This window comes from Micromonospora sp. NPDC047812 (genome assembly GCF_040704175.1).
GTDB lineage: Bacteria > Actinomycetota > Actinomycetes > Mycobacteriales > Micromonosporaceae > Micromonospora.
This window is the reverse complement of sequence record NZ_JBEYRY010000002.1, coordinates 113,276-138,253: the sequence shown is the minus strand read 5'-3', so window position 1 is coordinate 138,253 and position 24,978 is coordinate 113,276. Positions and strand designations below refer to the sequence as shown.

The window sequence follows — 24,978 nt, the reverse complement described above, 5'->3', positions numbered from 1 at the left end:
GTCGACACCGAGGAAGGGCCCCGATGAGCGTCTCACTGATACTCCTGCCGCTGGCCGTCGCCGCCGTCGCCGCGACCCACGCGGCCACCGCCGGGCGGGACGGGGAGGGCCGCGTCGTCTGCGAGGTGCAGACCCGGATGCGGGACGAGACGCTGCTCGTCGCCGCGTTGGGCGACACCGGCGCGGTGGTCACCACCGAGCCGGACGCGATCATCGCGGACTGGGCCGAGGTGCGGGCCGGCTTCCGGCGCGGCGAGGACGGCATCTGGTCGGCGCACTTCACGGGCGAGGTCGACGAGCAGCGGGCCGTCGAGGCGGTCCGGGCCATCGACGCCGCGTACGGGCGGCAGGTCCAGCGGGCGGTGCTGGAGCGGCTGCGCGAGCAGGCCCCCGCCGCCGGGCTGCGGCTGGAGTCCGAACAGGTCACCGAGGACGCGAGCGTCCGCCTGGTGTTCGCCGTCGAGGGCAGGTCGTGATGGGCGACCAGCCGCGGATCGTGGTCACCGTGACCAGCGAGGGCGTCGTGAGCGCCGAGACCAGGGACGTGCTCGGCGACGGCTGCCTCGACTACATCGCCGTGCTGGAGGACCTGCTGGCGGCCCGCACGGTACGCAGCGCGTACACCGCCGACCACGACCGCGCCGCCGCGCCCGCGCGGCAGGAGGAGCGCGATGTCGAACGCGCCTAGCCCTGGCTGGCCGCCCCCGGCCGTGCCCCGGCCGAGCGCGATGTGGCAGGTGTTGCAGAGCTGGTGGCTGCTGCTGCCCGTCCTCGGATGCAGCTGCCTCGGCGGCTTCGGGTTCATCTACGTGGGCGCGCGGGCCCGGCGCGCGGCCTGGTGGATCCCCGGCATCGTCTACGCCGTGGTGGGCTGGGCGGCGTTCATCCTCGTCGGCGAGTCGGACAAGGAGAGCGCCGTCAGCGACTGGGCGGTCGGTGTGCTCCTGGCCGTCTGGGCCTCCAGCATCCTGCACGCCGCGCTGATCAACCCGGCGTGGCTGCGCTGGCTCGCCCACCGCCAGGCCAGGTCGGCGGCGTGGCAGGCCGGGGCGTACCCGTTGGCCCCGCTGCCCCGGGCGGCTCCCGCCGGCCCGGTGCCCGCCCCCTACCCGGGCATGACGCCGACGTACCCGCCCAGCTCGCCGGCGGGGTACCCGTCCCCGTACCCGCCGGCCGCCTACCCGCCACCGTCGGCCGGCTACCCGCACGCCGCGTCGGCGTACCCGCCCCAGCCGCCCGGGTCGCCGGTGGGCCGGCCGCCCGCGCCGGCCGGGTATCCGTCGCCGGCGGCCGATCCGACGATGATGCCGTACCAGCCGGTCGACCCCTTCGGGTCCGAGCCGCTCACGCCGCCGTCGGACCCGTGGGCCAACGGGGAGTCCGGAAGGGTCGACGTCAACACGGTCAGCCCGGAGGCCCTCGCCGCGCTGCCCGGCTTCGATCCGCAGCGCGCCCGGCAGGTGCTGGCCGAGCGGGAGCGGCGCGGGTTCTTCGGCAGCCTCGCCGAGTTCGCCGCCGCCGCCGACCTGGCCCCCCACGAGTACGCCCGCCTGCGCGACGCCTTGGACTGCGTACCGCCCGCCGGGCCGGCACCCGGGCCGCCGCCGACCGGACGGGTCCTCGATGTCTGACGATGGTCCCGGGCCCCGCCCGACGGCCGGGGCGGCGGCGGTGTCGGTGGCCCGCTTCCTGGCCGCCACCCGCGCCGAGGGGCCGGGCGAGCGGACGGCTGTCTGGGTGCAGGGCTGCGCCATCCGCTGCCCCGGTTGCTTCAACCCGCACCTGTGGACCTTCCGGGGCGGGGAACGCGTCGCCCCCACCGACCTGGTGCGCCGGGTGCTCGACGCCGGCACCGAGGGGCTGACGCTGCTGGGCGGCGAGCCCTTCGACCAGGCCGCCCCGCTGGCCGCCGTCGCCGCCGGGGTACGCGCCGCCGGTCGCTCGGTGATGACCTTCACCGGGTACACCACGGCCCAGCTGCGCCGGGCGGTCGACGCGGGCCGGGACGACGTCGCGGCGCTGCTGGCGGCGACCGACCTTCTCGTCGCCGGGCCGTTCCTGGCCGACCGGGTCGACACCCGGCGGCCCTGGGTGGGTTCCACCAACCAGGAGTTCGTGCTGCTCGGCGACCGCTTCCCGGGCCTGCTCGACGAGGTGTCGCGCAGCCCGGACCGGGTCGAGGTGACCGTCGACGCCGCCGGCCGGATCGCGGTGAACGGCTGGGCCGAGGTCGACGCCCTCGACGAGCTGCTGGCGTCGGTGACCCGCCCTCAGCCCCGGCGGCGGGCCAGCGCCGAGCGCCGGTAGCCGTAGAGGGCGTAGATGACCGCGCCGATCAGGAACCAGACGGCGAAGCGCAGCCACGTCTCCGGGGCCAGGTAGGTGATCAGCCAGAGGGAGAAGGCCGCGCCCAGCGCCGGCACCACGGGCATGCCCGGCAGCCGGAAGGTGCGCGGTGCGTCGGGGCGGCGGTAGCGCAGCACGATCACCGCGACGCAGACCACCACGAAGGCCAGCAGGATGCCGATGTTGGTCAGCTCGGCCGCCTCCCGGATCGGCAGGAAGCCGGCGATCAGGGCCGAGCCCACGCCGACGATCCAGGTGACCCGGCTCGGCACCCGGCGGACCGGGTGCAGCTTGGCGAACCACCCCGGCAGCAGCCCGTCCCGGCTCATCGAGAACCACACCCGCGTGACGCCGAGCATGAAGGTGAACATCACGGTCAGGATGCCGATGATCGCGCCGACCGCGATCACGCTGGCCAGGCCGGAGAGCCCCACGGAGGCGAACGCGGAGGAGAAGCCGCTCTCCGGGTCGATGTCCCGGTAGTTCTGCATGCCGGTCAGCACCAGGGTGGCCAGCACGTAGAGGACCATCGAGATCGCCAGCGAGTAGATGATCGCCTTGGGCATGTGCCGGCGGGCGTCCTTCGACTCCTCGGCGGCGGTGCTCATCGCGTCGTAGCCGAACACGGCGAAGAAGACCGTGGCCGCGCCGGTGAACGCCCCGCCCAGCCCGAAGGGGAAGAACGGCGAGTAGTTCTCGGTGCGGATGTGGAAGAAGCCGACCACGACGACCAGCAGCACCACGGCGATCTTCAAGCCGACGACGACCGTCTCGAAGCGGGCGGCGGACTTGATCCCGAGGTTCAGCAGGAACGCGATGAACAGGCAGAGGACCACCGCGAACAGGTCGACCACCCGTCCCTCGCCGGTGCCCGGGGCGCCGAGCATCCAGGCCGGCAGGTCCACCCCCAGCTCGCCCACCAGGAACGAGAAGTAGCCGGAGATGCCGATCGCCACCACGGCCACGATCGCGGTGTACTCCAACAGCAGGTCCCAGCCGATGAACCAGCCCACCGCCTCGCCGAGCACCGCGTACCCGTAGGTGTAGGCCGAGCCGGCCTTCGGGATCATGCCGGCGAACTCGGCGTACGACAGGGCCGCCGCCGCGCTGGCGAGCCCCGCGATCAGGAACGAGACCAGCACGGCCGGGCCGGCGGTCTCGCTCGCCACCGCACCGGCCAGGGCGAAGATGCCCGCGCCGATGATGCCGCCCACCCCGATGGCGGTGAGCTGCCAGAGCCCGAGGGAACGCGCGAGCCCGTCCCCGGTCTCGTCGGCGATCTCCTCGACCGGCTTGCGGCGGAAGATGCCCGTGCCGCCGCCTGCCGTCCGTCCCGTGGAGGTCATCGTCGTCCCCCTTCCCGACCCGCCCGGCGTGCCCGACCCGCCGGCTGCGATGCCCGTGCGGGTACCCGCGAACGACGCCGGTAAATCTCCAACGAGGACGCCGGGGCCGGGATGCGGCAGCGGGCTCACTCGGCGATCGGCAGCACGACCTCGTTGTGGCGCAGGAACCACGGCTTCCACGGCGGATCGAAGCGCGCGTACCGGACCGCGCCGGTGGGACGCAGCCCGGCCGCGGTGACCGCGCGGCCCAGCGCGGTCGCCCGCCGGTCGAACGCCCGCGCCGTCCAGCGGCCCGCGAAGCGCGTCGCGGCGGCGAGCTGTTCCGGGACCATCCGGGTACGCACCCGGGGGTCCGTCGGCTCGGGCAGCGTGTCGGGGGTGAGGCCCGCCGGCATCACGAGCCACACCAGCCAGTGGCCCGGTCGGTCCCCCTCCTCCTGCACGAACGGGACCGTCAGGGCGACCGGCTCCGGGCCCGTCTCCCGGGCGGTCGCCCGCCGGGTGCGGTTGGCGCCGCGCAGGTACGCGCCGAGCGGCGCGAAGGCGTCCCGGGCGGCCTGCTCGAACGCGCCCTCCGCCCGCACCTCGGCGACCAGGTGGGCCGGGTAGCGGCGCAGCTCGAAGCCGGGGTGCCGGGCCACCACCCGGTACGGCTGCTGCTCGGTCATCGCGCGCTCCCCGTGCCCCGGGCCCCGTCGGGAGCAACGCTACCGGCCCTCGACCTCCGGCTCAGCCGAAGTCGCGTCCTGCGGCCGGGGGCGCGGGGCGGCCCGGGTCAGCCGCCAGTACTGCCGCCGGCCGTCGTCGCGGACCACCACCCCGGTGCGGCCGAGTTCGCCGCGCAGCTCCCGGGCCTCGCCGCCCCGGTCGGCGTCGAGGGCCCGCTGCCGGGCCCGCAGCAGCGCGTCCGCGCCGGTCGGCAGCCCGGGCAGGCCCGGCACCCACCGCCGGTACGCGTCCCGGTGCGGGTCGCCGTCGGTCCACGGCCAGCCGTGCGCGCGGAAGGCGTCGCGCAGCCGGTCGACGGCCAGGTCCGACCGCTCCCGGACCAGCTCCTCGTCGTCCGCGCCGAGCAGCACCAGGTCCTTGCCGTCGACGAAGACGGCGCGCACCGGTCGCCGGTCGACCTGCCGGTCCGTGCGGTCGCGGCGCAGCCGGACCCGTGCGGTGTCGACGGTGACGGCGAGCCGCTCGGCGGTGCCGACGGCGGCGACCAGCAGGCCGCCCAGCGTGCCGAGAGCCAGCCCGCCGATGCCGGCCTGCGGGTCCGGCAGCCGGGCCACCAGCTCGAACACGTCCCGCGCGGGGGCCCAGGGCAGCCCGGCGACCCACTCCGCGCCCGCGACGAGCAGCCACCCGGCGCCCGCGCCGAGCGCCGGGATGCCGCCCCAGAGGACCGCCAGTTCCGCCGCGCCACCGTCGACGACGGTGGGAGCGCCGTAGCCGTCCACCGTCAGGACACCTCGCGCCGCAGCGTGCGGACCAGCCCCGCGACCAGCGGCACGGCCAGCCAGACCAGCAACGACACGGCGAACCGTCCCCACTGCCCGGCGGTCACGTCCGGGGTGAGCAGCGGCTCCATGGTCCGGCCCGTGTCGAGCCAGCCCGCCGGGCCGCGCAGCGGCCGGATCATCTCGCCGAGGATCGACCAGAGGGTCGGCAGCAGCAGGAAGCCGACGATCGCCACCGGGGTGTTGAGCAGCAGCAGGCCGAAGCCGGCCCCCATCAGCACGTTGGCCACCTGGAGCACCACGGCGTGCAGCACCAGGGCCCACTCCATGCGCCAGGTGCCGGCGCCGCCGGTGGCCCCCGCGACCAGCGTGCCGGCGGCGGCCACGCCGAGGCTCACCAGCACCGACGCCAGGGCCGCCAGCACCACCGCGGCCAGCTTCGCGACGATCACCCGGCCCCGCCGGGGCACCAGGGCGAACGTGGTGAGCGCCGTGCGCTGCGACCACTCCCCGGTGATCGACAGGATGCCCAGCACGGGCAGCAGCAGCCCGATGGGCAGCAGCGAGGAGAGGAAGAAGTTGGCGAAGGTCTGCGTGTCGTCGTCCGTCCAGATCAACTGGACCACCACGAGGACGGCGGCGAGCAGCCCGATGGTGATCAGCAGCCAGAGCCCGGCCCGGGTGTCGACGAGCTTGCGCAGCTCCACGCCGGTGAGCCGGAGCAGCGACGGCCGGCGTACGTCGGAATGACGCACAGGTGCGGCGGCGGTGGGCGGGCTGGCGGTGGTGGCGGTGGTCATCGGACGGCCTCCTGGGTCGACGCGCCGGCGGTCAGGGTGAGGAAGAGCTGTTCGAGGCCGCCGCTGCCGGCCGACCGCAGTTCGGTGAGGGCGACGCCGGCGTCGGCCGCGGCCTGCCCGACCGCCTCGGCGTCGGCGTGGACCAGCAGCCCCTCGGTGCCCTCGGTGACGGGCAGCCCGGCCCGCTCCAACGCGCCGCGCAGCGCCACGGCGTCCCGGGCCCGCACCAGCGTCCCGCCGCCGGCCAGCAACTCGGTCTTGTCGCCCTGGGCCACGATCCGGCCGCCCCCGATGACCACCAGCCGGTCCGCGACCGCCTCCACCTCGCGCAGCAGGTGGGAGGAGAGCAGCACGGTGCCGCCCCGGTCGGCGAAGTCGCGCAGCAGGCCGCGCATCCAGAAGATCCCCTCCGGGTCCAGGCCGTTGGCCGGCTCGTCGAGGATCAGCACCCGGGGGTCGCCCAGCAGGGCGTGCGCCAGGCCGAGCCGCTGCCGCATCCCCAGCGAGTACGCCCGGAGGCGGCGCTTCGCCGCGACCTCGTTCAGCCCGACCAGGTCGAGCTTGGTGGCGACCTGCCGGCGGTCCACGCCCATGGTCGCCGCGGCCACGGTGAGCGCCTCCCGCCCGGTGCGCCCGGCGTGCTGGGCGGAGGCGTCCAGCAGCACGCCCACCTCCCGCCCGGGGTTGGGCAGTTCCCGGTACGGCCGGCCGCCGACCGTCGCGCCGCCGCCGCTGGGCGGCGTGAGCCCGCAGATCATCCGCATGGTGGTGGACTTGCCGGCGCCGTTCGGCCCCAGGAAGCCGGTGACGGTGCCCGGCTCGCAACGGAACGACACGTCGTCGACGGCGGTGTGCCGCCCGTACCGTTTGGTGAGGTGTTCCACGCTGATCATGCCGGTCACGCTGCCGGAGCCACCCGGTCGCCCGCTGCGGCCGACGGTCTCGTCCGGCGGCGACCTTGGTCGACGCCAGGGTCTCGACTTTGGTAGCTGGTCGGCCCGCCGGGCGGCTGCCTAGCATGGGTCGCGTGACCAGTGCCGCCGTACCGGAGCACCCCTGGCTGCTGCCGGGGGCGCTGAGCGTCGACCCGGCGGCGCGGGTGGGGCGGGGGCCGCGTCGCACCACCCGCGACTGGGTGGTGGACGGCCTCTGCTTCCTGCTCTCCCTCGGCTGGGTGCTGCTGGCCACGGCCGACGCGGCCTCGTCCGACCCCGAGTTCGCCGCCCCGCTGCCGCAGCGCTGGATGGTCCCGGCCGACGCCCTGCTGGGGCTCGTCTGCTGCGCGCTGCTCTGGGTGCGGCGCCGGTGGCCGGTGGGGCTCGCCGTCGCGACGGTGCCGCTGACCCTGTTCTCGATGGCGGCGGCGGTGCCGCTGCTGATCATCTACTTCACCGTGGTGGTGCACCGTCGCACGGGCGTCGCGCTGGCGGTGACCGCCGCCGGTCTGATCACCAACTTCGCCTTCAGCTACCTGCGCCCGGATCCGCAGATGCCGTACTGGGTCACGGTCGTCTGGGGGGTGGTGCTCAGCCTCTGCGTGCTGGCGTGGGGGATGTTCGTCCGGGCCCGGCGGCAGCTCGTCGTGTCGCTGCGCGAGCGCGCCGAGCGGGCCGAGGCGGAGCAGCAGTTGCGGGTGGCGCAGGCCCGGCACCTGGAGCGCACCCGGATCGCCCGCGAGATGCACGACGTGCTGGCACACCGGATCTCGCTGCTCAGCCTGCACGCCGGCGCGCTGGAGTTCCGGCCGGACGCGCCGCCGGAGGAGGTGGCGCGGGCGGCCGGGGTGATCCGGGGCAGCGCCCACGCCGCATTGCAGGACCTGCGCGAGGTGATCGGGGTGCTCCGCGCGGAGGCCACCGCCGAGGCGGATCCCGAGCGCCCGCAGCCCACCCTGGGCGACCTGCCCGCGCTCGTCGAGGAGTCCCGGTCGGCCGGGGCGCGGATCGGCGTCCGCGAGGTGGTCACCTCGGCGGAGCGGGTACCCGCGGCGGTGGGGCGCAGCGTCTACCGGATCGTGCAGGAGGGGCTCACCAACGCCCGCAAGCACGCGGCCGGCGCGGCGGTCACCGTCGACGTGGCCGGCGCCCCCGGCGACGGGCTGACCGTGGAGATCCGCAACCGGTGGCCGGTCGGCGGCATCGCCGGACCGGAGATCCCCGGCGCGGGCACCGGTCTGGTCGGCATCGCGGAGCGGGTGAGCCTGGCCGGTGGGCGGCTGGAGTACGGGCGGGACGACGCGGGCGACTTCCGGCTGGCCGCCTGGCTGCCGTGGCCGGCGTGACCGGCCCGGCGGTGACCGGCCCGGCGGTGGGCGGGCCGGCGGTGGGCGGGACCGACCCCGACCGGCCGGTGCGGGTGCTGATCGTCGACGACGACGCGCTGGTCCGGGCCGGCCTGTCGATGATCCTCGGCGGGGTGCCGGACCTGCTCGTGGTCGGGGAGGCTGCCGACGGCAGCGAGGTGCCCACCGCCGTGGCCGCCTGCGCGCCGGACGTGGTGCTGATGGACATCCGGATGCCCCGGCTCGACGGTCTCGCGGCCACCGAGGCGCTGCGCGCGTCGCCCGACCCGCCGGAGGTGCTGGTGCTGACCACCTTCGACGCCGACGAGCAGGTGCTCCGGGCGCTGCGGGCCGGGGCCGGCGGCTTCCTGCTCAAGGACACCCCGCCGGCCGAGATCGTGCGGGCGGTGCGCCGGGTGGCGGCGGGCGAGGCGACGCTCTCCCCGGCGGTGACCCGCCGGCTGATCGACCACGTCACCGCGCCGGGCGCGGCGGGCGGCCCCGACCCGCGCCGGGAGCGGGCACTGCGGCAGCTCGCCGGGCTCAGCGAGCGGGAGCACGCGGTCGCGGTGGCGCTCGGGCGGGGCCGGACGAACGCGGAGATCGCCGCCGAGCTGTTCATGAGCGTCGCGACCGTCAAGGCGTACGTGTCGCGGCTGCTGGTGAAGCTCGGCCTGAACAACCGGGTCCAGGTCGCCCTGCTGGTGCACGACGCCGGCCTCGTCTGAGACGGGATTGAACCTTCCGGGGCCGGGGGCCGTACCAGTCGCCGAGGATGCGGTGCGGCGGGCCAGCCGCACCGCTGCCGGAGCCGCGGGAGGCCTGCCGTGCGGGTTGGTGAGCAGTCGACGGATCCCATCGACCAGATCCTGGGCGAGGTGCCGGTACCGGCGCCGCTGACCCCCGAGGACGTCCGGCTCGCGGTCCGGGCGGTGGTGGTGCACGCCGCCGAGGAGTGGCCGGCCGGCCCGCTGTGCCGCAACGACGGCGCGACGTACCCGTGCCGGCTGCACCGCTGGGGTCGGCGGGTGCTGGAGCGGCACGGGCTCAACGAGCGGCAGATCGACGCCCTGGTGCGGCACGGCAATCCCTTCGTGCACGTGCCGTTCCCGTTCACGGCGACCGGCCCCGCGCCGACCACCCACGCACCACGCACCACCGCCGGGCACCCGGGCGGGCCGCGTGCGGTCGCGCCCGGCGCCCGTCCCGCCGGCCCCGGCCGGCCGGTGGCTCCCCCCGCCGCCGCGCCACGCTGGCCCCGGGCGAGCTGAGCGGGGGTACGCCGGCGCGACCGCCGGCCCGCCGGGCGGAGGTACGCCTGCCGGCGGGGACCGGGGGAGACGACGCCGGCCCGGTGCGCGGGGTTCCCACCCGCGCACCGGGACGGTCGTCGTCGTCCGGCCGGCTCAGTCGTTGCCGGCGCCGATCCCGCAGTCCGGCGCGGACCAACTGGTGGTGTTCGAGGTGTCGTCGCTGTTGTTCTCCCGCCGCGAGTCCACGTGCACGTGGTCGTCGTGGTCCGGGTAACCGGGACCGTAGATCCCGCTGAAGCCCCGGTTGCGGGCGTCGCGGGCGATCTGGCACAGCGAGCTGGTGCGCGACACCACGTCGGCGGCGTTGCCGTAGAGGTGCTGGCTGTCGGACGCCCCGCCGACCTGGTCGTTGCAGGCGCGGCTGCGGAAGCCGCTGCTGACGCGCAGCGGCTTGTCGCCGAGGCTGCGCCGCATCGCCTCCAGCTTCCACATCGTGCGCAGCGCGTTCTGCCGGGTCTGCGCGGCGGAGAGCGGGCCGCCGGTCCAGCCGCCACGACCGCAGCCGTCGTCCATCTCGCCGTAGCTGAAGTGCCGCGGCGTGCAGTCGTCGTCCTGGAGGGCGTAGAGCTTGCCGTACGTCTGCGGTCCGGCGACGCCGTCGGCGCGCAGCCCGTACGCGGCCTGGAAGCGCTTGACGGCGGCGGCGGTCTTCGGTCCGTAGCGGCCGTCGTTCTCCACGATGTCCCGGTTGCCGGCCCACCCGGCCACCCGGATCTGCAACTGGCGGACGTCGTTGCCGGAGCGCCCCTGGTAGAGGTTGCGCTGCCACGTGTAGCAGCCGTCGGCATGGGCCGCTGGCGCGGCGACCACCGTGGCGACAGCGGCTGCCGGCAACGCCAGGGCGAATGCGACAGCCGCCCGTTTCAGGGTGTTAACGCGCACAGAAGTCCTCCCGATAGGAGTGGGAATGGGGTGGCATCCGGGACATCGGCCTGGCCGTCCCGCATTTCCACAGTGGCAGGCCCCCGGGCGGTTCGCGGCGATTAACAAGAATTGTCCTCACGATTCGCCGTTCCTGGGCGTTGCCTGGGCATTACGCGAATTGCGAACCACCCATTGATCGGCAACGGACCACAGCAGAGCGCGAACGGGGCGCAAAGGCGCAGTACGGCACACGCGGGGTGATGTTCTCCCGCCGGTCCGACCCGGTAACGTCAGCGCCGGCGGGACCGGGGGAGGGGGCGACATGGCACGTGGTGGCGTCTTCTGCATCGAGGGCCAGTGGCACCGCGACCTCAACGAGCGCGGCTCCGTCCTGCCCACCCTGGAACTGCTCGAACGGCTCGGAAAGATCCGTTTCATCCACAAGGACGCGGCCACCCGCGACGAGCTGTTCTACTTCCTCGACCGCTGGCTGCTCAAGCAGTACGCCGACCACCGCGTCGGCTTCTTCGCCATGCACGGCGAGCCGAGCCGGCTCTGCCTCACCGACTGGGAATCGGTGGCGCTCGCCGACGTCGCCGAGCTGATGGCGGGCCGCTGCGAGGGCCGACGGCTCTATTTCGGCAGCTGTTCGGTGCTGCGGGCCTCCGACGCCGTGCTGCGGGACTTCCTCGACGCCACCGGAGCGGCCCTGATCTGCGGATACACCCGGGAGGTGGACTGGGTCGAATCGGCCGCCTTCGAAACCGTCCTGCTCGACGTGCTGGCCAACGGGCAGCGGCACAACGCCGCCGAGCTGCGGATGGGCTCCGCGCACTGGGCGCCCCTCGCCTCGTACCTCGGATTCCGGGTGATCTACGCCAACGGCCGCGCCTGGCGGCCCTCGGTCCGCCCCCGGGTGCCGGCCCAGCCCGCCGCCGGCCGCGCCGCCCCGCGCCCCCGCTGAGGCCGCCGGGGCACGGCGTGGCGCCTGTTCCGCCCGGTGCGGTCGCCGGGCGGCGGGCGCCCTGGTAGGAACGAACGATGGCACGCAGCATCGCGACGAACACCCGGGTCGACCGGGCCGAGCTGACCGAGTTCCTCCGGCCACGGCACCGGGTGGTGCTGATCACCACCCGCGCCGACGGTCGGCCGCAGTCGTCCCCGGTCTCGGCCGGGGTGGACGGCGACGGGCGGTTGGTGATCTCCACCTATCCCGAGCGGGCCAAGGTGGCCAACGTCCGCCGCGACCCGCGGGTGTCGGCCTGCGTGCTCTCCGACGACTGGAACGGCCCGTGGGTGCAGGTCGACGGCACCGCCGAGGTGCTGGACCTGCCGGAGGCGCTGGAGCCGCTGGTGGACTACTTCCGCTGCATCTCCGGCGAGCACCCGGACTGGGACGAGTACCGGGCGGCGATGCTCCGGCAGGGCAAGTCGCTGATCCGGGTCACCATCGAGGCGTGGGGCCCGATCGCCACCGGCGGCTTCCCCGCCCGCCTCGCCGACTGACGACCCGCCCGCCGACCCGCTGTCCCGCGCCGCCGTGGGCCACCGCGAGTGCCCGGGCCGCCCTCAGTACGCGGCGGTGAAGCGGGCGTTCTCGTGGCGCGGCTGTTCGATCTCGTCCACGATCGCCACCGCCAGGTCCTCGTAGCTGAGCACCGAGCGGCCCTCGTGGTCGGTCACCGGCTGGTCGCCGCCGGTGCGGTAGTGCCCGGTGCGCTCGCCCGGATGGAACTCCAGCGGCGGCGGGGAGACGTACGTCCAGGTCACCCCGTCGGCCGAGGAGCGGTAGAAGTCGAGCGCGTCGGCCTGCCCCATGGCCGCGTCGCGGTACTCCTCGGGGAAGTCCGGCTCGTCGAGGTAGCGGGTGCCCTTCGGGGTGAGCAGCGTCGACCCGCCGCCCACGTGGATGATCCGGGGCGCGGCCGGCATGCCGCGCAGCACGCCGACCAGGTTCCGCGCCGCGTCGAGCCACAAATCGTGTTCGCCGCCGCCGATCGCCACCACCATGGCGTCCGTGTCGGGCGCCAGTTCCCGTACGCTCCGCTCGCTGGTGGCGTCCCCGGTGACCACCGTGACCGCCGGCGGCAGGTACGAGGTGGCCTCCGGCCGGCGTACCGCCGCGGTGACCCGGTGCCCCCGGCCGACCGCCTCGGCGGTGATCCGCGACCCCGCGGTGCCACCCGCGCCGAACACGACGATGTTGCTCATATCGCCTCCCGCCCTGCCCGACCTGGTCCGCCTCCAGGCTATTGACCAGGTCGACCGGCCGGTGCCGTTACCGCGATCCCGGCCGTCGCGAGCGACCGGCACGGTGGTCGTCCCGCCTGGAGGCGTAAGGTACGGCGCCCGGGCTCAGTCGACCAGGGCGGAGTAGACGAGCTGCCGCAGCTGCGGCCGGATCGGGTAGGTGCTCGACGGCATGAGCTGGGTGAAGAACAGGGCCGTGACCTCCTCGGCCGGGTCGACCCAGAACGCCGTGCTCGCCATGCCGCCCCAGTAGTACTCGCCGGGGCTGCTCGGCACCCGGCTCGGCACGGGGTCGTCGACCACGGCGAAGCCGAGCCCGAAGCCGATCCCGTCGAGGGTGGTCTCGGCGAAGCCACCGGCGGAGAGCGTCTCCAGGTCCCGCCCGCCGGGCAGGTGGTTGCGGGTCATGAAGCGCACCGTGCGCGGCCCCAGCAGGCGTGCCCCGTCCAGCTCGCCGCCGCGCAACAGCATCTGGGTGAACCGGTGGTAGTCGGCGGCGCTGGAGATCAGGCCGCCGCCGCCGGAGAGCAGCAGCGGCTTCTCGTACGCCAGGGCGCCCAGCTTGTCGTAGCGGAACGCGCGACCGGTGCGCGGATCGGGCGCGTAGAGGGCGGCGAGCCGGTCGGCGGTGTCGCCCCCGGCCCACCAGTGCGTGTCGGTCATGCCCAGCGGGCGGAAGATCCGGTCGGCGAAGAAGGCGTCCAGGCTCTGCCCGGAGACCACCTCGACCAGCCGGCCGAGCACGTCGGTGGCGACCGAGTAGCCCCACGCGGTGCCGGGCTGGAACAGCAGCGGCAGCTCGCCGAAGGCCTGGCAGGCCGTCGCCAGGTCGACGTCCGCCGGCGGGTACAGGTCGTAGCCGGCGGCCCGGTAGATGGTGTCGACCACCGAGGTCTGCATGAAGCCGTACGTCAGGCCGGCGGTGTGGGTGAGCAGGTGCCAGACCCGGATCGGTTCGACCGCCGGCACCGTGTGCGGCTTGAGGGCCGAGCCCTTGGAATAGACCCGCAGGTCCGCGAACTCGGGCAGCCACCGGCTGATCTCGTCGGTCAGCTCGAAGCGGCCCTCCTCCCACAGGATCATCGCGGCGACGGAGGTGACGGGCTTGGTCATCGAGTAGATGCGCCAGAGCGTGTCCGCCTCGACGGGCCTGCCCGCCTCCGCGTCGCGCAGCCCGTACGTCGAGGAATGGGCGATCTCGCCGCGGCGGGTGACCAGCACCTGCCAGCCGGCGAGGCGACCGTCGTCGACGTACCTGCCGAAGTGCTCGTCGATGCGCGCCAACCGCGCCGGGTCGAAGCCGATCTGGTCCGGGTCGATGCTGCGTGCCACACTCACGTCGCCGAAACTACTAGCCGGTACGCCCCGGTGGAAGGGCCCCCGGCCGTTGTCCCACCTGCTCGGTAGCCTGGTCCGATGCCCGAGCTGACCGAGGACGAGAGCTTCCGCAACGAGGACTGGTACGGCGAGGAACTGGTGGACCGCCGCTTCGTCCGCTGCGAGTTCTTCCACGTCGACCTGACCGAGGCGGTGAGCCGGGGCGCGGTCTTCGACGGCTGCACCTTCGGCAACGTGAAGTTCAACGCCTCCCGGCACACCGACTCGGCCTTCACCCGCTGCACCTTCCAGCGGTGCAACTTCTTCGAGGCGGAGTTCACCGGCTGCAAGCTCGTGGGCAGCACCTTCGCCCAGTGCGACCTGCGGCCGCTGACGGTCGCCGGTGGCGACTGGTCGTTCGTCGCGCTGCCCGGCGCCGACCTGCGCGGGGTCCACATCACCGACGTCCGGATGCGGGAGGTGGATCTGACCGGGGCCAACCTCACCGGGGCCACGGTCACCGGCGTCGACCTCTCCGCCGCGCAGCTGCACAGCTCCCGGCTGTCCGGGGCCGACCTGCGCGGCAGCGACCTGACCGCGCTCGACCCGACGGTGGTGGAACGGGCCGGGGCGATCGTCGACCCCGCGCAGACCCTGGTGATCGCGCAGGCGCTCGGCTTCGAGATCCGCTGAGGAAAGCCGACGCGGGTTGTCCGGATTGCCTGCCAGGCTTGGCGTCATGGCATGGTGGTCAGATCTCGTCCGGGACGAGCCCGGCTTCGCCGAGCGCGTCCGGGCGCGCTTCGCGGTACGCAAACACGGCACGATGGCGACGCTGCGCCGGGACGGCTCCCCCCGGATCAGCGGCACCGAGTTCGACTTCGACGGCGGGCACCTGCGGCTGGGCAGCCTGCCCGGCGCGGTCAAGGCGCTCGACCTGCGCCGCGACCCACGGGTGGCGCTGCACTGCCCGACCGAGGACACTCCGGCCGACGACCCGGGAGCCTGGGGCGGCGACGCGAAGATCGCCGGGCGGGCGCACGAGGAACCGCCGGGCGAGGACGGCTCGCACCGGTTCCGGATCGAGCTGACCGAGGTGGTGCTGACCCGGGTGGGCGACCCGCCGGACCACCTGGTGATCGAGAGCTGGCATCCCGGCCGGGGTCTGCGCCGCCGCCGGCGGGACTGAGCCGACCGCCGCAGGACCCGCGACCGTCGTACTGATCGATGTCCGCTACCGTCCGGTGACGAGCTGGACACGCCCGTCCCGTCCGGCGCGACGGACGAGGCGGTGCGGGCGCGGGACGCCGACGACGGACGCCCGCCTCCGCGCCGGGGCCGGTGGGGAGTGGAGGGTCGGTGGCGGAGGAAGACCTCACCCGACAGCACGTCCGGCCGTCGCGGTACGGCCGCCGGGACGGCGCGCCGGCAGCCCCGCCCGGGGCGCCGCACCCGCCCCCGCCGCAGGCCGGGCACACCCGCACCGACCTGCGGCGGCTGGCCCGGGCGCGGCAGCGCCGCCGGTGGGCCGTCGAGGGGATCGCCGTGCTCGCCTGCCTGGTCGCCCTCGTGTCGTACCTGACCGCCGGCGACCCCGAGCCGGACGGCGAAGACGCCGGCGGCGTGCCGGCGGGCGCCGGCCGGCCGAGCGGCTTCCCCGCTCTGGAGGGGCGCGACCTCGACGCCGGCCTGGTCTCGCCCGGGCTGCGGCCCCGGCAGCGTCCGCCGAGCCCGTCTCCAATGCCACCGACGCCGTCGACGCCACCGACGTCCGCGCCGCCGGTGCGGGCGGTGCTCGCCGCCAGCATGGCCGAGGTGCCGGGCGAGGTGGACCTGACCACGGTGGGCCGCCGCGACTGGGTCCACTGGGGCCTGCGCGGCGCGGAGTCGGCGGTCCGCAAGCGCGGCGGCTCCGGCGAGATCCGCGACGAGGGCGGCACCGGCCGCCGGGGCGGCTGGGACGACAACCAGGAGAGCTTCAGCTGGCGCGACGGCAGCCCGGTGGCGTCGGTGAGCGGCTCGCCCCACGGGATCTACCGGTGCGGCGCCGGCAGCGGCTTCACGCTCGCGGTGGTCGCCGACGGCCGGGCGCGCACCGTCCGGCTGTACGGCGGGGTGTGGATGGCCCGGGGACGGCTGGACGCCCGCCTCTCCGTCGGCGGTCCGAGCCGGACCCTGCGGATCGAGGACCGGCACACCAGCCGGTCCACCGAGTTCACCATCCGGTTCCAGGCGCCGAAGGGCAGCCGGCTGGTGCTGACCTGGACGGTGGAGCAGGCGTTCAGCGACGACTGCGGCAACGTCGGCGTCCAGGCGGTCGCGCTGCGCTGACCCGGCGTCCGGGCGGCCTCGTTCGTCCGGCGACCGGCCGCTGCCCGGAGTAGCGTGGTCGCGACGACCGGGTGCGCGAGGGCGAACGGGAGGGCCGATGGGCGAGCAGGTGCTGGACAGTCCGCAGGGCTGGGTGGCCGACCACATCCGGCGGTACGTCGAGACCGGCGGCGCCGAGGGGCACGAGTGGCAGCCCGGGGTCTTCACCCTGCTGCTGACCACCCGGGGCCGGCGCAGCGGCAAGCTGCGGCGCACCGCGCTGATCTACGGCCGCGACGGCGACGCCTACCTGGTCGTCGCCTCGCAGGGCGGCGACCCGAAGCACCCGGCCTGGTACCTCAACCTGCTCGACGAGCCGCTGGTCGAGGTGCAGGTGGGCGCCGAGCGGTTCACCGCGCGGGCGCGGACCGCGACGGCGGAGGAGAAGCCGCGCATGTGGTCCACGATGGCCGCCATCTGGCCGGCGTACGACGAGTACCAGGCGAAGACCGACCGGGAGATCCCCGTCGTCGTGCTCGAACGCGCCTGAGCGGGAGCGACCCGCCGTCGTTACCTGACGGGTAATCGACGCCGGGGGCGTGCCGGCGGAAGACTCGGCGTACCGCCCCGGTCCGTCCGGCCGGGCGGACCGGCTCCCGGGAGGCACCATGCCCGCGTTCGCGCTCGCCCACCTGCACCACACCCCGCTCAACGAGGACATCCTCACCTACATCGAGCGGATCCAGGCCACGCTGGACCCGTTCGGCGGCCGGTTCCGGGTGCACGGCGCCGAGGTGGAGGTCAGGGAGGGCGACTGGCCGGGCACCGTGGTCGTCATCGAGTTCCCCGACCTCGACCGGGCCCGCGCCTGGTACGACTCGCCGGCGTACCAGGAGATCCTGCCGCTGCGCACCCGGCACATCCCGGGCGCGGCGCTGATCGTCGACGGCGTCGCCCCCGACTACGACCCCCGCCGGACGGCCGCCCGCCTGCGGACGCGGGCGGCCGGCTGACCGGCGGCTCCGCCCCGAGGGCGGTCCCGCCGCCGGGCGCCGGGCCATCCGTGTCCACGTTGCGGGACAGTTTGTCCGTCGCGCTGCGTCGTGCCTGCCGTAACTTTCTGCTGTCCATCTCCGACAATCCCCTGTGGAGGTTTGACCGATGAGCAGCGTCACCACCCGCACCGTCCGCCCGGCCGCCCCCCGGGGCGCCGGGGAACCGTCCGGGGAGGTGCTCCGGGACATCCCGCTGCCGCCGTACGTGACCGTCGAGGACGCCCAGTTCGCCGTGCGGGCGGTCGTGGTGCACGCGCCCCGGCCCTGGTCCGGCGGGACGGTCTGCCGCAACGACGCCAGCCCGCACCCGTGCCGGCTGCACCGCTGGGGCACGCGCGTGCTGGCGCAGCGTGGCCTGCGTCCCGCCGAGATCGCCGCGCTGATCGAGCGCGGCGACCCGGCGGCCGAGGTTCCGCACCGCCCCGGCGCCTAGCGCCGGCGGGGCCCCCGCACCGGGCCCCGCCGGCCCGTCAGCAGGCGTTCGGCTTGACCCAGGCGCACTCCAGGCCCTCCGGGACCCGGGGGGCGTCGGGCGCCGCCGGGGCCGAGACCCGCGCGCCGGTCACGCCCTTGGCCGTGTACGAGGCCAGGGCGATCGCGATCTGGTCCTCCAGCGTCTTCACCGAGGCGGCCAGGTAGTTGTTGAGCAGGATCGAGAACGCCAGCACCCGCCCGTCGGCGTCGGTGACGTAGCCGGAGAGGCCGGAGACGCCGGTCAGGCTGCCGGTCTTGGCGTGCACGTTGCCCGCCGCCGCCGTGCCCCGCATCCGGCTGCGCAGCGTCCCGCCGACGAACCGGTCCGCCTCGCCGGCGACCGGCAGGGCCGCGTACCAGGTGTCGAACCAGGGCTCGTCGCGTACGGCGGTGAGCAGGTCCACGAACTCGTCGGCGGGGATGAGGTTGCGCCGGGAGAGCCCCGAGCCGTCCCGCTGGCGCAGCGTGCCGGTGTCCATCCCGGTGTCGGCCACGTACTCGCTGATCGCGGCCAGCCCGGCCGACCAGGTGCCGGAGCCGGAGAGCACCCGGCCGATCTCCTTGGTCAGCACCTCGGCGTGCCCGTTGTTGGACAGCTTGAGGAACGGCACCATCAGCTCGGCCAGGGGCATCGAGCGGTGCCGCGCCAGCTCGGCCGCGCCCTCCGGGGTGGCCTGGCCGGGCACCGTCCGGCCGAGCACCCGTACGCCGTGCTTACGCAGCGCCGAGCGGAAGACGTCGGCGGCGTAGCCGGTGGGCTCCCAGACGCTGACCCAGTCGCTCGCCGGCGCGGCGCCGAGCGCGATCTGCCCGGTCACCACGACCGTGTTGCTGCCGTGCGCGCGCTCGAAGGAGACCGACGTCTCCCCGCCGGCGATCGTCTCGGCCCGGTTGTCGATCTTCAGGTACCGGGTGGCCGGGGTGGTGGTGACGACCGGACGCGCGCCGGCGGCCGCGCCGGGGGCGGCGTGGACGATGACGGTGCCCGCGTCGTAGTCGGTGTCCGGTGCCACGGTCAGGGCGGAGACCTGCGCGGCGTAGTAGTACGGCTCGTCGTCCCAGGTCCAGTCGGGGCCGAGGCGGGTGCTGTCGTAACGGGTGTCGTCGGCCACCAGGTTGCCGGTGACCACCCGGACGCCCGCGGCGGCGACCTGCGCGGCCAGCGCGTCGTAGTCGGCGGCCAGCATGGTCGGGTCGCCGCCGCCGCGCAGGTAGAGGTTGCCGGAGACCAGGCCCGCCCGGCGGGCGCCGCTGGCCCGCACCTCGGTGCTGAAGCGGTGGCCCGGCCCGAGCAGTTCCAGCGCCGCCGCCGAGGTCAGCAGCTTGGTGTTGGAGGCGGGCACCAGGCGGCGGTCGCCGTTGCGGTGGTAGACCGTCTCTCCGGTCGTCGCGTCCTTGACCACCACCGAGGCCTGCGCCCCGGCCAGCCGGCTGTCGGCGAGGATCGCGTCGATGGTGGCGTTCAGCCGGGTCGCCGCGGGCGTCGGGGACTCGGCGGTGGCGGTGGGCGCGCCCGCCGTGGCGGCGGCGGCGACCAGCGCCACCAGCGCGAGCGTCCGGGGGAAGAGACGACGATGCATGGGGTGATGCTGCCATGCAGGTATCTGCCAGAAAAGACCGTCGATGGAAAGAAATCTTCCGTGGGCCCGGCGGGCTGTGACCGGCGAGACGCTTCCGGCGGGCAGCCGGGCGGGCCCGCCGGTGTTGTACCCGGCATGGACGAGCGCTCCGTCGACGTGCTGGTGATCGGGGCCGGGCAGGCCGGCCTCTCCGCCGGCCACCACCTGGGTCGCGCCGGGTTCACCCCCGGGGACGGCTTCGTGATCCTCGACGGGGGCGACGGGCCGGGCGGGGCGTGGCGGCACCGCTGGCCCACGCTGCGGCTCGACCGGGTGCACGGCTTCCACGACCTGCCCGGCCTGCCCTTCCCGGTGGCCGGGCCCGACCGGCCGGCGGCCGAGGTGGTCAGCGCCTACTTCGCCGCGTACGAGCGGGAGTTCGACCTGCCGGTGCGGCGCCCGGTGCGGGTCCGGGAGGTGCGCGACCGGCCCGACGGCCGGCTGGCCGTGCACACCGACCACGGTTCCTGGACCACCCGTGCCCTGGTCAACGCCACCGGCACCTGGACGCGGCCGTTCTGGCCGCACTACCCCGGCCGGTCGACCTTCCGGGGCCGGCAACTGCACACGGCCGACTACCGGGGACCGGCGGAGTTCGCCGGCCGGCGGGTCGTGGTGGTTGGCGGCGGGACGTCGGCCGTCCAACTGCTCGCCGAGGTCTCGACCGTGGCCGCCGGCACCACCTGGGTGACCCGGCGCCCGCCCGACTTCCGCGACGAGGAGTTCACCCCCGAGCGGGGGCGCGCGGCGGTGGCCCTGGTCGACGCGGCGGTACGCGCGGGCCGGCCGCCGGCCAGCGTGGTCGGGGTGACCGGGCTGCCGCTCACGCCGGAACTGCGCCGGCTGCGCGAGCGCGGCGTGCTCGACCGGTTACCCGTCTTCGACCGGATGACGCCCGACGGGGTGGCCTGGGACGACGGGCGGTTCGTGCCCGCGGACGTGATCCTGTGGTGCACCGGCTTCCGGGCCGCGCTGGACCATCTCGCGCCGTTGCGCCTGCGCGCGCCGGGCGGCGGTATCACGATGGACGGCACCCGCGTGGTCGCCGACGAGCGCATTCACCTGATCGGGTACGGCCCGTCGGCGAGCACGATCGGCGCCAACCGGGCGGGCCGCGCGGCGGTACGCGACATCCGCGCCCGACTCGCCCCGGCCGGCGCCGTGCACTGACCCCGCTCTATTTGACGGATCCCCCGGCAGGGGGCACCGTAGGCCGTGGAGGGGCCCTGAGCTGCCCCGAAGCGCGACGGCGATGTGCGTGTCGCCCATCCGTCGCCTCCCACGTGTGCTCGCCCGCGGGCCGAAGCCCGGTCCCGCACCGCGAATCCGAGAATCCACGAGGAGTCCCGCCATGCTCACCATGACCGACAACGCCGTGCTGGTCATCCGCGACCTCGCCAACCAGCAGGACGTCGCCGAGGACGGCGGAGTGCGGATCGCCGCCGACACCGACGCGGGCTCGCTCACCGTCGAACTGGTCGCCGAACCGGCCGAGGGCGACCACGTGGTCGACAACCAGGGCGCCCGCATCTTCCTGGACTCCGACGCCGCCGAGCTGCTCGGCGACGCGTCGGTGGACGCGAGCGTCGACGACGAGGGCATCGTGCAGTTCGGGTTCACCGAGAAGCAGTGAGGGCGGGGCACCGCCTCCCCACCGGTGCCCGGCGGGGAGGCGCTCAGCCGGCCCGGCGGGTCTCCCCGTTGCGGTGCCCTCGGGCGGGTCGGCCCCGCTCCGGCGGCGCCTGATCGGAGCGCCACGGCCCCGGCCGGGACTCCCGCCCCGGCTGCGGCAGCGCGGCCAGCACGTGCGCCAGGTGGTGCGACGTGCTCCACGCCGCCCAGTTGCTGGCGGACCCGGCGCCGGCGCCCCGGCGGGCGCGCCGCAGGATCTCGTGGTCACCCCAGGAGAAGGCCGCGCCCGTGGCCGGCCAGTGCGGCGCCGAGACGACGGTGCGGCACAGGTCCGCGAACCGGTCGTCGCCGCGTCCGCCCCGCCGCGACCAGCGGTACACCCACCAGGCGCCGTCGGTGGTGTAGCGGACGGTGGGCAGCCGGTCGCCCGACCGGTCGGCACCGGGCACCGCGGTGCCGACGCCGTAGTCGCCGTACCCGACGCCGAGGTCGGCCAGCCGCTGCCAGAGCTGCCAGTCCCAGCGGTCGAGGCGCACCGGTTCGTCGGTGGGCAGGGCGGACACCGCCGGGGGCATCCCGCCCGCCGCCACGCTCACGGAGCACCAGGCGTGCCGGCGGGCCCACTCCAGCAGCCGGCGGACCCGGGGCTCGGCCACCCGCACGTCGGCCCGGCAGCACACGTCGCCCGCGTCGATGAGCAGGTCGCACTGCTCGGGCACCAGGCCGGTGAACCGCCAGACCCGCTCCGCCGCCGCCGTGGCCGCGTCCGGGCCGGCCCGGTCGTGGCCGACCCGCAGCCGGACGACCGCCCGCTGGGCGTGGGCCCGGGCCGCGGCACCGTGCGCCACCAGGCGCCGGTCACTGTCCGCGAGCCCGATCACCGGCACCAGCGGTACGCCCCAGCGGACCAGTTCGGCCTCCGGCGCGTCGGGCAGGTCGGTGACGTCGACGGCCGTGAGCAGGCCGTCGGGCAGCCGACGGAGCACGTCCAGCGTGAAGCGGTCGAGGGCGGACACCTGGAGGACCGGGGCGAGCAGGGGGGCGACGACGTCGTCGAGATGACCGAGCGCCTCCAGCTCACCCCGCCGGTTGGCGAGGATGGGGCGGTAGACCGGTTCCGCCGCCCGGCCCCGGTGGGCGGGCACCATACCCCAATGTAGCCAGACATCGGTGTCGGTCACAGGGCCGACCGGCCCGTCCCGCGGCCGGCAACGGTGTCGCCGCCGTCCCGCGTGCCCGCAACGACGACGCCGCCGCCCCGCACACGGCGGGACGGCGGCGGTACCGGCAACGGATCAGTCGTCGTCGCCGTCGTCGTCCGAGTTGTCGTCATCGTCGTCGTCCCGGTCGTCGTCATCGTCGTCAACCGGCTCCTGCTCGGCCTTGACCACCGTGCCGTCGCCCCGGTCGACGTCGATCTCGTGCTCGGTCTGCCCGGCCACGATCTCGACGCTCCACACGGCGCGGCCGTCCTCGTCCTCGCGCTCGACCTCGACGATCTTGCCGCCGCCCGCCCGGGCCAGCGCGATCTCGCCGGCCCGCTGCTCGGTCACCGCGTCGTCGCCGGTGGCCGGCGCACCACTGCCCGACGGGGCCGGGGTGCCGCCGGTGGTCGGCGCGCCGCTCGTCGCCGGGGCGCTGCTCCCGGTGCCGCTCGGGGCGCCCGGCGTGGCCGGGGCCGTCGGGGCGGTGGTGGCGGCGGCCAGGGTGGTCGCCCGGGCCGTGCCGTTGTCGGCCGCCGCGACGCCGAAGGTCGCGCCGGTCACGACCAGCACGGCCGCGCCGCCGAGCGACGCCAGCATCAGGGACTTGCGCTTCATCTCGTTCACCCTTCCTCGGTTGCTGGTTCCCAGGATCGCGCCGGTCCGGATAGCGCCACGCTGCCCGAACGCTAAGGCCGGGTTAAGCCTGTCCGGGCGCGGCCGGAGGGCGGGTCAGGACGGGGGCGGGCCGAGTTCGAGGCGTACCTCGGCGCCACCGGAGGGCGCGGTGTGCAGGGTGAGGCGGCCACCGCTGGACTGGGCGGCGCGGCGGGCGATGTCCAGGCCCAGGCCGGTCGAGCCGGCGGTGCTCGCGCCCCGGTCGATAGTGCCGGGCGGCATCCCCGGCCCCTCGTCCGCCACGGTCAGCGCCGCCCGGCCCGCCTCCGCCGCCACCAGCCGGACGGCGAACGCGGTGCCGTCCGGGGTGTGCGCGAAGACGTTGCCGAGCAGGGCGTCCACGGCCGCCGCCAGCTCGTCGGCGGGCACGCCCACCGGCAGCGGTCCCGGTGCCAGGTCGAGCGTCACGGCCCGCCCGGTGTCCTCGGCCAGCACCGACCAGAACGCCACCCGCTCGGCCACCACGGCCGCCGCGTCGGCGCTGGCCGCCCCGGCCGTCGGCACCCGCCACCGGGCCTGTCGGATCAGGCCGGTCACCGCCCGCTCCAGCCCGTCCACGGCCGCGGTCACCCGGGCCGCGTCCTCCGGGTCGCGCAGCGACTCGGCCTCCAGGCGCAGCGCCGTCAGCGGGGTGCGCAGGCGGTGCGAGAGGTCGGCGACCTCCTCCCGCTCCTGCACCAGCAGCACCTGGATCCGGCCGGCGAGGTGGTTGAGGGCGCCGGCCACCTCACGCAGCTCGCGCGGCCCGGCGGGCGTGACGCGCGCGGCCAGCTCCGCGTTCGCCAGCCGGTGCGACACCGCGGAAAGCTCACCGATCGGCCGGACGAGGGTGCGGGCCAGCCGGTCGGCGACAGCCAGCCCGATCAGCACCAGCAGCACGCCGAGCAGGGCCAGGGCCAGCCAGGACCGGTTCACCCCGGCGGTCAGCTCGGCGGGCGGGACCACCGTCCGGATCACGGCGGTGCCGTCCGGCCGGCCCTGCACCGCGATCACCACCTCCCGCCCCCGCCCGGACTCGGCGGTGAGGCTCTGACCCCGGGCGGCCAGCGCCACGGCGGCCGTACGCGGGGCGGGGGCGCCGAGGACCGTGTCGTCGGGCAGGAACACCGTGACCGGCCGCGCGGACTCCGTGGCCAGCTGGTCGACGGTCAGCCGGATCGTCGCGGTGTCGGCGGTACCGACGACGGTGACGAGGCTCTGCGCGTCGGCCGTGGCCCGCACGGTGGCCCGGTCGGCCGCGACGGTACGCACCAGCAGCGCCAGCGGCACCAGGAAGGCGACCAATGTGAGCACGCTGACCGCGGCGACCAGCAGCGCCAGCCGGGCCCTCATCCGGCGCTCCCCGGCGCTTCGAGCCGGACCCCGACGCCCCGTACGGTGTGCAGGTAGCGGGGCGCCTGCGCGCTCTCCCCGAGCTTGCGCCGCAGCCAGGACAGGTGCACGTCCACGGTCTTGTCGGCGCCGCCGTACGGCACCCGCCACACCTCGGCGAGCAGCTCCCGCTTGGTGACCACCTGGCCGGGCCGGCCCGCGAGGTGGTGCAGCAGGTCGAACTCGCGCGGGGTCAGCTCGACGGGCGCACCGTCCAGGGTGACCTGCCGCGACCGCGGGTCGACCCGCAGCCCGCCCACCACCAGCGCCGGGTCCTCCTCCGGGGCGGAGCCGGCCCCGCGACGGAGCACCGCCCGGATCCGCGCGTCGAGCTGCGCGGCCGTGAACGGCTTCACCACGTAGTCGTCCGCCCCGGCGTCGAGCACCCGGACGATCTCGGTCTCGTCGTCGCGGGCGGTGGCGACGATGACCGGCACGGCGCTGACCGCGCGGAGCATCCGCAGCAGCTCGCGGCCGTCCAGGTCGGGCAGTCCCAGGTCCAGCACCACCAGGTCGGGCCGGTCGTCCAGCGCGTCGCGCAGGCCGGTCATCGCCGTCGAGGCGGCGGCCACCGCGTGCCCCCGTTCGCGCAGTGCCCGCAGCAGCGGCGTACGGATCGTCAGGTCGTCCTCGATGAGCAGCAGGCGGGCCACAGGTGGCAGGCTAGCC

General features: G+C 75.4%; 30 protein-coding genes. 17 read left to right on the top strand and 13 right to left on the bottom strand.

Annotated features, from left to right (window positions below; genetic code table 11):
* Positions 1-23: 23 nt before the first annotated feature.
* Genes AB0883_RS08345 through AB0883_RS08330 form a run of 4 tightly spaced genes read left to right on the top strand, consistent with a single transcriptional unit; the run spans position 24 to position 2,307 of the window.
* Positions 24-476 (top strand): hypothetical protein, encoded by a 453-nt coding sequence (locus tag AB0883_RS08345; protein WP_121396379.1) that lies wholly within the window; start codon positions 24-26, stop codon positions 474-476.
* Positions 476-688, top strand: a complete 213-nt coding sequence (locus AB0883_RS08340; RefSeq protein WP_366640549.1) for a DUF2997 domain-containing protein — start codon at positions 476-478, stop codon at positions 686-688. The genes AB0883_RS08345 and AB0883_RS08340 overlap by 1 nt, the downstream gene beginning before the upstream one ends.
* Entirely contained in the window at positions 672-1,631 is a 960-nt protein-coding gene (locus AB0883_RS08335; protein ID WP_366640547.1) for a helix-hairpin-helix domain-containing protein, read from the top strand. Before AB0883_RS08340 ends, AB0883_RS08335 begins: the two co-directional genes overlap by 17 nt.
* A complete protein-coding gene (locus AB0883_RS08330; RefSeq protein ID WP_366640545.1) occupies positions 1,624-2,307 on the top strand; it encodes a 4Fe-4S cluster-binding domain-containing protein in 684 nt (227 codons plus the stop codon). Before AB0883_RS08335 ends, AB0883_RS08330 begins: the two co-directional genes overlap by 8 nt.
* Here the strand turns inward: AB0883_RS08330 and AB0883_RS08325 are convergent.
* From AB0883_RS08325 to AB0883_RS08305, 5 genes are all read right to left on the bottom strand, one after another.
* Positions 2,271-3,692 carry an amino acid permease gene (locus AB0883_RS08325; protein ID WP_366640543.1) on the bottom strand — a complete coding sequence of 474 codons (1,422 nt, stop codon included), beginning with the start codon at positions 3,690-3,692 and terminating at the stop codon, positions 2,271-2,273. The genes AB0883_RS08330 and AB0883_RS08325 overlap by 37 nt on opposite strands.
* Positions 3,693-3,817: 125 nt before the next feature.
* Complete coding sequence (locus tag AB0883_RS08320) at positions 3,818-4,360, bottom strand: heme-binding protein (protein ID WP_366640542.1); 543 nt, start codon at positions 4,358-4,360, stop codon at positions 3,818-3,820.
* A 39-nt stretch (positions 4,361-4,399) separates the two neighbouring features.
* On the bottom strand, positions 4,400-5,143 hold the full coding sequence (locus AB0883_RS08315) for a hypothetical protein (RefSeq protein WP_366640540.1): 744 nt from the start codon (positions 5,141-5,143) through the stop codon (positions 4,400-4,402).
* 2 nt (positions 5,144-5,145) lie between these two features.
* Positions 5,146-5,943 (bottom strand): ABC transporter permease, encoded by a 798-nt coding sequence (locus AB0883_RS08310; RefSeq protein WP_366640538.1) that lies wholly within the window; start codon positions 5,941-5,943, stop codon positions 5,146-5,148.
* Complete coding sequence (locus tag AB0883_RS08305) at positions 5,940-6,836, bottom strand: ATP-binding cassette domain-containing protein (RefSeq protein WP_366640536.1); 897 nt, start codon at positions 6,834-6,836, stop codon at positions 5,940-5,942. The genes AB0883_RS08310 and AB0883_RS08305 overlap by 4 nt, the downstream gene beginning before the upstream one ends.
* A gap of 134 nt (positions 6,837-6,970) precedes the next feature.
* On the opposite strand from AB0883_RS08305, the gene AB0883_RS08300 reads away from it, so the two are divergent.
* From AB0883_RS08300 to AB0883_RS08290, 3 genes are all read left to right on the top strand, one after another.
* Complete coding sequence (locus AB0883_RS08300) at positions 6,971-8,224, top strand: histidine kinase (protein ID WP_366640535.1); 1,254 nt, start codon at positions 6,971-6,973, stop codon at positions 8,222-8,224.
* Entirely contained in the window at positions 8,203-8,952 is a 750-nt protein-coding gene (locus AB0883_RS08295; RefSeq protein WP_366641680.1) for a response regulator transcription factor, read from the top strand. The genes AB0883_RS08300 and AB0883_RS08295 overlap by 22 nt, the downstream gene beginning before the upstream one ends.
* Before the next feature lie 99 nt (positions 8,953-9,051).
* Complete coding sequence (locus tag AB0883_RS08290) at positions 9,052-9,495, top strand: hypothetical protein (protein WP_366640533.1); 444 nt, start codon at positions 9,052-9,054, stop codon at positions 9,493-9,495.
* 135 nt (positions 9,496-9,630) lie between these two features.
* On the opposite strand, the gene AB0883_RS08285 is transcribed toward AB0883_RS08290, so the two are convergent.
* On the bottom strand, positions 9,631-10,419 hold the full coding sequence (locus tag AB0883_RS08285; RefSeq protein ID WP_366640531.1) for a D-Ala-D-Ala carboxypeptidase family metallohydrolase: 789 nt from the start codon (positions 10,417-10,419) through the stop codon (positions 9,631-9,633).
* A 304-nt stretch (positions 10,420-10,723) separates the two neighbouring features.
* Between AB0883_RS08285 and AB0883_RS08280 the strand changes: the two genes are divergently transcribed.
* Positions 10,724-11,365, top strand: coding sequence for a hypothetical protein (locus AB0883_RS08280; protein WP_366640529.1), 642 nt, complete (start codon positions 10,724-10,726; stop codon positions 11,363-11,365).
* A gap of 77 nt (positions 11,366-11,442) precedes the next feature.
* Positions 11,443-11,907 carry a PPOX class F420-dependent oxidoreductase gene (locus tag AB0883_RS08275; RefSeq protein ID WP_366640527.1) on the top strand — a complete coding sequence of 155 codons (465 nt, stop codon included), beginning with the start codon at positions 11,443-11,445 and terminating at the stop codon, positions 11,905-11,907.
* Between the two features lie 63 nt (positions 11,908-11,970).
* Here the strand turns inward: AB0883_RS08275 and AB0883_RS08270 are convergent, their stop codons facing one another.
* Both AB0883_RS08270 and AB0883_RS08265 read right to left on the bottom strand, forming a co-directional pair.
* Positions 11,971-12,612: an NAD(P)H-binding protein gene (locus AB0883_RS08270; RefSeq protein ID WP_366640526.1), complete on the bottom strand. Its 642-nt coding sequence runs from the start codon at positions 12,610-12,612 to the stop codon at positions 11,971-11,973.
* A gap of 144 nt (positions 12,613-12,756) precedes the next feature.
* On the bottom strand, positions 12,757-13,989 hold the full coding sequence (locus AB0883_RS08265) for a serine hydrolase domain-containing protein (protein WP_366640524.1): 1,233 nt from the start codon (positions 13,987-13,989) through the stop codon (positions 12,757-12,759).
* Between the two features lie 78 nt (positions 13,990-14,067).
* Between AB0883_RS08265 and AB0883_RS08260 the strand changes: the two genes are divergently transcribed.
* The 6 genes from AB0883_RS08260 to AB0883_RS08235 all read left to right on the top strand — a co-directional run bounded on the left by AB0883_RS08260 (position 14,068) and on the right by AB0883_RS08235 (position 17,766).
* Positions 14,068-14,661 (top strand): pentapeptide repeat-containing protein, encoded by a 594-nt coding sequence (locus tag AB0883_RS08260; RefSeq protein WP_366640523.1) that lies wholly within the window; start codon positions 14,068-14,070, stop codon positions 14,659-14,661.
* A gap of 46 nt (positions 14,662-14,707) precedes the next feature.
* Positions 14,708-15,157 carry a pyridoxamine 5'-phosphate oxidase family protein gene (locus tag AB0883_RS08255; protein WP_366640521.1) on the top strand — a complete coding sequence of 150 codons (450 nt, stop codon included), beginning with the start codon at positions 14,708-14,710 and terminating at the stop codon, positions 15,155-15,157.
* A gap of 170 nt (positions 15,158-15,327) precedes the next feature.
* Complete coding sequence (locus tag AB0883_RS08250) at positions 15,328-16,299, top strand: hypothetical protein (RefSeq protein WP_366640519.1); 972 nt, start codon at positions 15,328-15,330, stop codon at positions 16,297-16,299.
* Positions 16,300-16,396: 97 nt separating this feature from the next.
* The gene (locus tag AB0883_RS08245) at positions 16,397-16,828 is read left to right on the top strand and encodes a nitroreductase family deazaflavin-dependent oxidoreductase (protein ID WP_366640517.1); all 432 of its coding nucleotides are present in this window, start codon (positions 16,397-16,399) and stop codon (positions 16,826-16,828) included.
* A 118-nt stretch (positions 16,829-16,946) separates the two neighbouring features.
* Positions 16,947-17,291: a DUF1330 domain-containing protein gene (locus AB0883_RS08240; protein WP_366640515.1), complete on the top strand. Its 345-nt coding sequence runs from the start codon at positions 16,947-16,949 to the stop codon at positions 17,289-17,291.
* Between the two features lie 148 nt (positions 17,292-17,439).
* Positions 17,440-17,766, top strand: coding sequence for a hypothetical protein (locus tag AB0883_RS08235; protein WP_366640514.1), 327 nt, complete (start codon positions 17,440-17,442; stop codon positions 17,764-17,766).
* Positions 17,767-17,803: 37 nt separating this feature from the next.
* Here the strand turns inward: AB0883_RS08235 and dacB are convergent, their stop codons facing one another.
* Entirely contained in the window at positions 17,804-19,387 is a 1,584-nt protein-coding gene (dacB, locus tag AB0883_RS08230; protein WP_366640513.1) for a D-alanyl-D-alanine carboxypeptidase/D-alanyl-D-alanine-endopeptidase, read from the bottom strand.
* Between the two features lie 135 nt (positions 19,388-19,522).
* Here dacB and AB0883_RS08225 point away from each other — a divergent pair, with 135 nt between their 5' ends.
* Together AB0883_RS08225 and AB0883_RS08220 are read left to right on the top strand one after the other, a co-directional pair.
* Positions 19,523-20,596 carry an NAD(P)-binding domain-containing protein gene (locus AB0883_RS08225; RefSeq protein WP_366640511.1) on the top strand — a complete coding sequence of 358 codons (1,074 nt, stop codon included), beginning with the start codon at positions 19,523-19,525 and terminating at the stop codon, positions 20,594-20,596.
* Between the two features lie 181 nt (positions 20,597-20,777).
* A complete protein-coding gene (locus AB0883_RS08220; RefSeq protein ID WP_366640510.1) occupies positions 20,778-21,059 on the top strand; it encodes an adhesin in 282 nt (93 codons plus the stop codon).
* Between the two features lie 43 nt (positions 21,060-21,102).
* Here AB0883_RS08220 and AB0883_RS08215 read toward each other — a convergent pair whose 3' ends face one another.
* The 4 genes from AB0883_RS08215 to AB0883_RS08200 all read right to left on the bottom strand — a co-directional run bounded on the left by AB0883_RS08215 (position 21,103) and on the right by AB0883_RS08200 (position 24,962).
* Positions 21,103-22,206: a hypothetical protein gene (locus AB0883_RS08215; RefSeq protein ID WP_366640509.1), complete on the bottom strand. Its 1,104-nt coding sequence runs from the start codon at positions 22,204-22,206 to the stop codon at positions 21,103-21,105.
* A 147-nt stretch (positions 22,207-22,353) separates the two neighbouring features.
* Positions 22,354-22,878: a PepSY domain-containing protein gene (locus AB0883_RS08210; RefSeq protein ID WP_366640507.1), complete on the bottom strand. Its 525-nt coding sequence runs from the start codon at positions 22,876-22,878 to the stop codon at positions 22,354-22,356.
* A 114-nt stretch (positions 22,879-22,992) separates the two neighbouring features.
* Entirely contained in the window at positions 22,993-24,270 is a 1,278-nt protein-coding gene (locus AB0883_RS08205; protein ID WP_366640505.1) for a HAMP domain-containing sensor histidine kinase, read from the bottom strand.
* Complete coding sequence (locus tag AB0883_RS08200) at positions 24,267-24,962, bottom strand: response regulator transcription factor (protein WP_366640503.1); 696 nt, start codon at positions 24,960-24,962, stop codon at positions 24,267-24,269. The genes AB0883_RS08205 and AB0883_RS08200 overlap by 4 nt, the downstream gene beginning before the upstream one ends.
* Positions 24,963-24,978 lie beyond the last annotated feature (16 nt).